10 protein-coding genes, 1 tRNA gene and 1 other annotated feature are annotated in these 7,180 nt (G+C 30.5%); of the genes, 7 read left to right on the top strand and 4 right to left on the bottom strand.

Annotation, left to right across the window (positions count from 1 at the left end):
* Positions 1-76 precede the first annotated feature (76 nt).
* Positions 77-1,111 (top strand): hypothetical protein, encoded by a 1,035-nt coding sequence (locus FWJ34_RS16775; RefSeq protein WP_308256491.1) that lies wholly within the window; start codon positions 77-79, stop codon positions 1,109-1,111.
* Between the two features lie 71 nt (positions 1,112-1,182).
* On the opposite strand, the gene ureE is transcribed toward FWJ34_RS16775, so the two are convergent.
* The gene (gene ureE, locus FWJ34_RS16770) at positions 1,183-1,629 is read right to left on the bottom strand and encodes an urease accessory protein UreE (RefSeq protein ID WP_308256490.1); all 447 of its coding nucleotides are present in this window, start codon (positions 1,627-1,629) and stop codon (positions 1,183-1,185) included.
* Between the two features lie 8 nt (positions 1,630-1,637).
* On the bottom strand, positions 1,638-1,940 hold the full coding sequence (gene ureA, locus FWJ34_RS16765) for an urease subunit gamma (protein WP_308256489.1): 303 nt from the start codon (positions 1,938-1,940) through the stop codon (positions 1,638-1,640).
* Between the two features lie 84 nt (positions 1,941-2,024).
* Here ureA and FWJ34_RS16760 point away from each other — a divergent pair, with 84 nt between their 5' ends.
* Positions 2,025-2,288 (top strand): urease subunit beta, encoded by a 264-nt coding sequence (locus tag FWJ34_RS16760; protein WP_308256488.1) that lies wholly within the window; start codon positions 2,025-2,027, stop codon positions 2,286-2,288.
* A gap of 26 nt (positions 2,289-2,314) precedes the next feature.
* Here the strand turns inward: FWJ34_RS16760 and FWJ34_RS16755 are convergent, their stop codons facing one another.
* Positions 2,315-2,872 (bottom strand): DUF721 domain-containing protein, encoded by a 558-nt coding sequence (locus FWJ34_RS16755; protein ID WP_308256487.1) that lies wholly within the window; start codon positions 2,870-2,872, stop codon positions 2,315-2,317.
* A gap of 5 nt (positions 2,873-2,877) precedes the next feature.
* On the opposite strand from FWJ34_RS16755, the gene FWJ34_RS16750 reads away from it, so the two are divergent.
* Positions 2,878-3,867: a hypothetical protein gene (locus FWJ34_RS16750; RefSeq protein WP_308256486.1), complete on the top strand. Its 990-nt coding sequence runs from the start codon at positions 2,878-2,880 to the stop codon at positions 3,865-3,867.
* A gap of 272 nt (positions 3,868-4,139) precedes the next feature.
* Here the strand turns inward: FWJ34_RS16750 and FWJ34_RS16745 are convergent.
* Positions 4,140-4,223 (bottom strand) — tRNA-Leu (locus tag FWJ34_RS16745).
* A 122-nt stretch (positions 4,224-4,345) separates the two neighbouring features.
* Positions 4,346-4,464 (top strand) — a sequence feature (ribosomal protein L10 leader region).
* Positions 4,465-4,626: 162 nt separating this feature from the next.
* Here FWJ34_RS16745 and rplJ point away from each other — a divergent pair.
* The 4 genes from rplJ to FWJ34_RS16725 all read left to right on the top strand — a co-directional run bounded on the left by rplJ (position 4,627) and on the right by FWJ34_RS16725 (position 6,929).
* Positions 4,627-5,163 carry a 50S ribosomal protein L10 gene (gene rplJ / locus FWJ34_RS16740; RefSeq protein WP_308256492.1) on the top strand — a complete coding sequence of 179 codons (537 nt, stop codon included), beginning with the start codon at positions 4,627-4,629 and terminating at the stop codon, positions 5,161-5,163.
* Positions 5,164-5,220: 57 nt separating this feature from the next.
* On the top strand, positions 5,221-5,601 hold the full coding sequence (rplL, locus tag FWJ34_RS16735; protein WP_308256485.1) for a 50S ribosomal protein L7/L12: 381 nt from the start codon (positions 5,221-5,223) through the stop codon (positions 5,599-5,601).
* A 330-nt stretch (positions 5,602-5,931) separates the two neighbouring features.
* A complete protein-coding gene (locus FWJ34_RS16730) occupies positions 5,932-6,522 on the top strand; it encodes a peroxiredoxin (protein WP_308256484.1) in 591 nt (196 codons plus the stop codon).
* 50 nt (positions 6,523-6,572) lie between these two features.
* Positions 6,573-6,929: an iron-sulfur cluster assembly accessory protein gene (locus tag FWJ34_RS16725; protein WP_308256483.1), complete on the top strand. Its 357-nt coding sequence runs from the start codon at positions 6,573-6,575 to the stop codon at positions 6,927-6,929.
* Positions 6,930-7,180 lie beyond the last annotated feature (251 nt).

Raw genomic sequence — 7,180 nt, 5'->3', positions numbered from 1 at the left:
AAATTCTACTATCTTTCTTTAATGTCAGCTATACCCATATAATTGAGAAGTTAAGACAATAAAAATTTTAAAAACTATGGTGGAAAATTCTCAAAATTCGGACAAAAAGAATTACAATTCAGCCATTGAAATTAAAAAAACCCTCAAAAGAACAATTATTCAACTAGAAAAAGCCATTAATATTATTAATCAACAATCTATCAAAGATTTACCTAATTTAACAGTAGTAGAAAATTTACTTAATTCTAGTAATGCACTGGTGGATTATTTACAATTAAGAAATTCTGAGATTGAAAATAAGGAAAATCTAGTCAAACAAACTATCATAAATGATGAAGAATATTCAGAAATCAGTAATCAAAAAGAAAATATAACCAAGAAAAAACAAAGTAAAATTGCTCGACAAAAAGAGAAAAAAAATAGCTTAAATTTCATCTTAGTTATTGCTTTGCTTATAAGTATTTTCAGTAATCTGTTAATTTGGTGGTTAAAACCGAATATTATCATTAATTCCATAGAAAATAGTAACAATAATAGCCCGATAGAATCTAAAAAAATAGAAAAGACAGTCAATAATATACCAATAATAGATAATCAAAATATCTCCGCAGAAGAAATAAATAGGAATAATTTTGAAGAAAATAATCTATTAAATGATTCTAATTCATCAGAAATAATCAATAATCAACCCTTAGACAATATTTCCGAAAAGGTAGCTGAAACTGAAGAAGAAATAACACAAAATCAGAATAAGCCTGATGACAATGTATCTAATATCCCAGAAAATTCTCTTAATGAAAGTTTATCTTTACCCTTAACTCCGAAAGAGTCTTTATTAAAGAATATTGAAAATCAAATATCTATTATTACTAATAAATATGAGAAAAAACTAATTATAAAAATAGAAGCAAATTTTAATCAAAATATTTTAATAATTACTTTAAGTCAAGATTGGTATAACTTAAATAACAGTCAACAAAATAGTTTAGTTAAAGATATATTTAATAAAGTTAAAAGTCTTAATTTTTACAAATTTAACATTCAAGATGCCCAAGGTAAATTATTAGCTAGAAATGCAGTAGTTGGTAATGAATTTATCATCATAAATTAAGACTTCTTTATAAGACTTTTTAAAGTTAACCACTATTAACTATTAACTATTAACTATTAATTATTAATTAATCAGTGTTTATATGCACCAAATTCAGGAAAAAAAGGAGCTAATTCTTCATATATATTTAACCCTAATTTTATTAACATTGATTCTAAAACATGATCGGGAGAAAATCGTAAATAATTTTCGTTAACTTCAAGAATAACATGACGATTTCCTAAATGATAAGCGGCTTTTAATAAAGTCAATTTAGAGTCGGATTTAACCGTAATAACTGGTTCTAATTTTGCTTGAATTTGTACAAAATAATTATTGTCATCATTAGTTAACACATCACCATCATTTAAAGTTAATCCTCTTTCTAAATTTAATTTAATTAGTTTAATATCTTCAGAATTAGGCTCTTTTATCTCAATAGTGTGCTTAACTTTACTTCTGTCTTCTGCTGTTAAAAAAATCGTTAAATTCGGTTTATTTACAGTTTGTAAATTTATTTTTTTAGTAAGAATAATCATTGTTATTATTAACTAATTGGATGATGAACAGTAACTAATTTTGTACCATCGGGAAAAGTCGCTTCTACTTGCACATCTTCAATCATTTCTGCTATTCCTTCCATAACCTCATTTTTAGTTAATAAAGTTGTGCCATAACTCATTAATTCCGCTACGGTTTTACCTGCTCTTGCACCTTCTAAAATTGCCGCAGAAATATAAGCAATTGCTTCAGGATAATTTACTTTTAAACCTTTTGCTTTTCGTCTTTCCGCTAATAATCCAGCCGTAAAAAATAATAATTTATCTTTTTCTTTGGGCGATAATTGCATAAGTAAAAAAAATTAGATCCAAACACTTTACTATAGACTATTATTTTAATCTAAAATCAAATTATTAACTTTATTTTATTAATTATGATACCAGGAGAAATTTTTACCCCAGAAGGTGTAATTGAGTTGAATCAAGGTAGAGAAACTTTAAAAATTACCGTAGCTAACACTGGCGATCGCCCTATTCAAATAGGTTCACATTTTCCCTTTGCTAAAGTAAATAAAGCCTTACATTTTAACCGAGAAAAAACCATCGGTATGAGGCTAAATATTGCTGCCGGTACAGCTATTCGTTTTGAACCAGGAGACGAAAAAGAGATAGAATTAGTTAAAACACTTTTTAGTTAAATTCAAAAATATTTGTACTGGGGAATTTAGAACTGAGAATTTTTACAAGAGTTTTCCCTTTGAAAACAAACGGCACAAATATGCCAACGTTTTAATTCTCCTTTGGGGCAATTTGTGTGACAACGAGGACAAATTTCCCATGTATTTGCCCTTTTTTTGATGATTTCCAACCATTTTTCCAAGACTTCTTGAGAGTTATCCGTGGGAAGTAAATTTAAAGAAGATTCAGGAATAATAGTGCTAGGATGTTCTTTTATATTATCTTCTTCATCCACTGAGATGGGATTATTTTGATACCATTTAGCCGAAGAAAAATATAAATCTTTAAGGGGAGATTCTATACGGCGATTGATTTTAATAATTAAAGAACGTCTTTGTAAGTTTAAATCTTGCGCCCAAGCCGAACTATAGGTGGCAATAGATAAAACATCATCTCGTAAAAAAACAGGACGGGTATGTTGTGCTACCTTATTATTAACGATTTGATACCACAATTTAGTTAATTCATGGTATCTTCTTTGTTTCTCCCATTTTGGTTGTGAGAGAATTTGATTTAATAAGTTATCTATAGAATAAAGTGCCATTATTTATGAATCAAATATTAGTGCATCCGCAAGTTAAAAAAATCATTCAAAACCTCGATTTAGACTTAGGTTTAGAATTAAATCGATACGAAAAGAATCTTAAGGGAGAGTCTATATTTATTCCTGATTCTATGGAGGAAAAATACCCTTCTCCCACCAACACAGAATCTAACTCTCAAAATTCTTATTCATCTTTAGTTTATAATCCGAATATTGAATTAGAAGAGCCTATACCTGTCGCTTCTCGTATCATTGAGGATCATCAATCGATTTTAGATATTCTATTGACTCCTTGGGGAATAATAGGCATTATTTTGTTTTTTGGGGCAAATATTTTCATTTTCTTTAGCCTTCAGAAAGAAAGTTTAGTTAATAATCTCGAAAGTGAAACATCCATCAGTAACATTGAGAATCAGAATCCAGAAAACAAGATAACTGAAAATAGTATGAGTTTACCAAAAATAGAAAAAACTGAGGATAATAAAACCAATATTAACACTCTTCAACAGCCACCTTTACCTATATCATTACCAGAAATTAACAACCCTAACTCTATTAATCATTCTCCTCCAAAATCTTCTCTTTATCCTGATTTAAAAAGTGCTTTATTTGCAGAAATTCAAAAAAATCAACAATCATTATTACCGCAACCCTTATCAACTAAACCTTTATCGCCACCATCATCAAATATAAATCAAACACCACCACCACTTTTACCTAGTAACAATCTTCCCGTAGAAAACATTATTAAGGAAACGCCTATTAATCCACCCATAGCAAAAGTAGAGCAGAAATATTATCTATTAAGTAATTATCAAAACATGAACGATTTTAACCGTATAAAAAAAATAGTACCTAACGCACTGATTATGAATCTAAATAAAGAAATGAAAATTCAGTTAGGAATATTTAACACTGAAATAGATGCTAAAAATCAAGGAGAAAAATTGCAAAATCAAGGTATTAAAATTTTTATTTACCCAGTAAATAATTAGCAATGAGGAATGAAGAATGAAGAGGAGACTAGAAGACTAGAAGACTTAATATTACCCAGCAATTGGTGCATAAGTCCTAAAAATATGAAAAGTTTTTTAAATTTAATTAACGAGTCAGAAAAGAATATTTAACACATCAGCATGAAATCTAAAATTAGTAAAATTTTTATTTCGCTCTACTGAAATTAGCTTTACAGTGGATTGTGAATTAACGTGCCAAATTGATGTATTGCTTGTTAATGATTACTGATTGCTTTCTCCTATATTTAAAATGCGGAACTCGGGACTTGAACCCGAAAGTCCTTGCGAACACTAGAATCTGAATCTAGCGCGTCTGCCAATTCCGCCAGTCCCGCATCCATCACTAATTAATCAATTTTAGCGTATTTAATCGTTTTTTGGTATATTATCTGTAAAAAAAATATTGCCAAAAAGTCAGATTTCAGTTATAATAATGGACTTAGGTCAAAATATATATGTTAAATTTGGCAACAAGCCGAAGACAGCAGGAGCTAATTAGTAGCTTAAATTTACCTGCCTAGGTTGATGCAGATACTAAGTAAAGGTGATTTGTCAAGAAAGTTTCTATTTTTTTGAAGCACTGTTTATTGTTAAAAATTATCTCAATACATCAACCAAAAAACCCGGCTAGAAATAGTTTAGGGTTTTTTAGTGTCCGTTGGTCGATAAATACCTTTAGTTTGACAAAAAATCAAATTAAAAAACAACAAAAATAAACACCTGAAGGAGGTGAGAGCAATATCTAAATCCCTAGAGAGCAAAAAACAAGAAGTAGCTGAAATTAAAGAGTTACTCGAAAAATCTCAATTAGCATTTGTAGTTGATTATCAGGGGCTTACTGTTGCTGACATTACTGATTTGCGTAACCGCTTAAGAGAAGGCGGAAATATCTGTAAAGTGACAAAAAACACTTTAATGAGCAAAGCGGTAGAAGGTAACGAAAAATGGGAAGCCATTAACCCTTACTTAAAAGGTACTTCTGCTTTTGTTTTAGCTGACGAGGAAAATATTGGTAGTGCCGTACGCGCTTATCAAGCATTCCAAAAAGAACGTAAAAAAAGTGAGTTACGAGGCGGAGTCATGGAAGGACAAGCCCTCAGTGAAGCACAAGTTAAAGCATTAGCTGATTTACCGACAAAAGAGCAACTCATTGCCCAAATTGCAGGTTCAATCAACGCTATTACAGCAAAAATCGCTCGTGGTATCAACGAAGTACCTACTTCTTTAGCTCGTGCTATCGATGCTGTCAAATCTCAGAAAGAAGAAGCCGCTTAATCATAGTTGGTTTCACTGTCTATCAAGTTAATTTTACCAAGGAGATCCATTTCAATTATGTCTGATAAAATAACAAATATTGTTGAAGAGTTAAAAACTCTAACCCTCTTAGAAGCATCTGAATTAGTTAAACAAATCGAAGAAGTATTTGGCGTAAGTGCTGCTGCTCCTGTTGGTGGTGTAGTTGTAGCTGCGGCTGCGGCTCCTGTGGAAGAAGTTGAAGAACAAACAGAATTTGATGTTATTTTAGAAAGTTTCGGCGAAAAGAAAATGGATGTTCTTAAAGTCGTTCGTACTATCACTGGTTTAGGCTTGAAAGAAACCAAAGAATTAGTAGAATCTGCACCTAAAGCCGTTAAAGAAGCTGTAGGTAAGGAAGAAGCTGAAGCTATTAAAAAACAATTAGAGGAAGCTGGTGCTAAAGCATCTGTTAAATAGTTTGTTAATTTGGTAGTCATTACCCACTTAAAACTAAAATATTTATAAAAGGCAGGTTTTGTTTTATTACCTGTCTTTTTTTTGTCAATTAAGGGCTTGACTATAATTATAGCAATCCTAAATCATTGGTGAAGAATTAAAGACTAAAAAATAAATCTGTAAATCTTACTATACCGTCAAAGCTGACCACTGAAAGCTGATAGCTAACACCTCTTTAAATCTCACAACTCCCATCAGATTGCTATAGTTTTTTTGAGAACAAAATTGAAGTGTATAAAGATCTACCTATTAAAGGCTAAAATTATCAATTATTCATTATATCTTAATAATATGACCATTCAAGTAGGACAAAAAGCCCCCGATTTTACTGCTACAGCCGTGATTGATCAAGAATTTAAAGTCATTAAATTATCTGATTATTTAGGGCAATATGTAGTCTTATTTTTCTATCCCCTTGATTTTACTTTTGTTTGTCCCACAGAAATTATTGCTTTTAGCCATCGTCATAGTGAATTTAAGAGTTTAAAGACAGAAATATTAGGGGTTTCCGTTGATAGTGAATTTGCCCATTTAGCATGGATTCAAACAGATCGAAAACAGGGAGGTATTGGTGATATTGAATATCCCTTAATTTCTGACTTAAAAAAAGAAATAAGTACCATCTATAATGTTTTAGAACCTAATGCTGGGGTGGCTTTGCGAGGTTTATTTATTATAGATCCCGAAGGGATTATTCAGTATATCACTGTTAATAATCTTTCTTTTGGTCGTAGTGTTGACGAAACTTTAAGAGTTTTAAAAGCGATTCAATATGTGCAATCTCATGATAATGAAGTGTGTCCTGTAGAGTGGCAGGAAGGCGATAAAACAATGAATCCAGATCCCGTTAAGTCCAAAGTATATTTTTCTTCTGTAGGTTAACAGATCTAAGTGTAAAATAAGAAGAAAACCAAAGTTAATGATTGAAGTTTATGACACAAGCAGTAGCAGTTTCTAAAGGTATTCAATTAACAGAAAATGCCCTTAAACACGTTTTAATGTTAAGACAACAACAGGGTAATGAAGATCTCTGTTTACGAGTAGGCGTTAGGCAAGGTGGTTGTTCGGGAATGTCTTATTTAATGGATTTTGAAAATATAAGTAATATTACTGAGCATGATGATGTTTTTGATTATGATGGTTTTAAGATAGTCTGCGATCGCAAAAGTTTATTATTTTTATACGGTTTAGTTTTAGATTACAGTAACGCTATGATTGGAGGAGGTTTTCAGTTTACTAACCCTAATGCAAATCAAACTTGCGGTTGTGGTAAATCCTTTGCAGCTTAACTAATAATTATAAATTAATTATATAAGCAAGAAAATAGGCTAAAATATTATAATTTTATTATTTATAGACATTAATTAATTTTAATAGATTTTAAAACTATGTCTATATTAATCAAAATAAATCCTTAACAATTAACAATTAACAACCTCTAATTAAATTCAACATCAAGATGGCAAGATATATTTTATTCGGTTATTATTGCGATAATGCTTTAGAAAAAAGAACACCCTACCGTCAAGCACATTTAGAC

Source organism: Geminocystis sp. GBBB08 (assembly GCF_016743215.1).
GTDB lineage: Bacteria > Cyanobacteriota > Cyanobacteriia > Cyanobacteriales > Cyanobacteriaceae > Geminocystis.
This window is presented reverse-complemented; position numbering and strand designations above follow the sequence as displayed.

Coding starts and splice junctions, on each gene's coding strand:
- FWJ34_RS16775 (WP_308256491.1), top strand. CDS start 77: ATGGTGGAAAATTCTCAAAATTCGGACAAAAAGAATTACAATTCAGCC.
- ureE (WP_308256490.1), bottom strand. CDS start 1,629: ATGATTATTCTTACTAAAAAAATAAATTTACAAACTGTAAATAAACCG.
- ureA (WP_308256489.1), bottom strand. CDS start 1,940: ATGCAATTATCGCCCAAAGAAAAAGATAAATTATTATTTTTTACGGCT.
- FWJ34_RS16760 (WP_308256488.1), top strand. CDS start 2,025: ATGATACCAGGAGAAATTTTTACCCCAGAAGGTGTAATTGAGTTGAAT.
- FWJ34_RS16755 (WP_308256487.1), bottom strand. CDS start 2,872: ATGGCACTTTATTCTATAGATAACTTATTAAATCAAATTCTCTCACAA.
- FWJ34_RS16750 (WP_308256486.1), top strand. CDS start 2,878: ATGAATCAAATATTAGTGCATCCGCAAGTTAAAAAAATCATTCAAAAC.
- rplL (WP_308256485.1), top strand. CDS start 5,221: ATGTCTGATAAAATAACAAATATTGTTGAAGAGTTAAAAACTCTAACC.
- FWJ34_RS16730 (WP_308256484.1), top strand. CDS start 5,932: ATGACCATTCAAGTAGGACAAAAAGCCCCCGATTTTACTGCTACAGCC.
- FWJ34_RS16725 (WP_308256483.1), top strand. CDS start 6,573: ATGACACAAGCAGTAGCAGTTTCTAAAGGTATTCAATTAACAGAAAAT.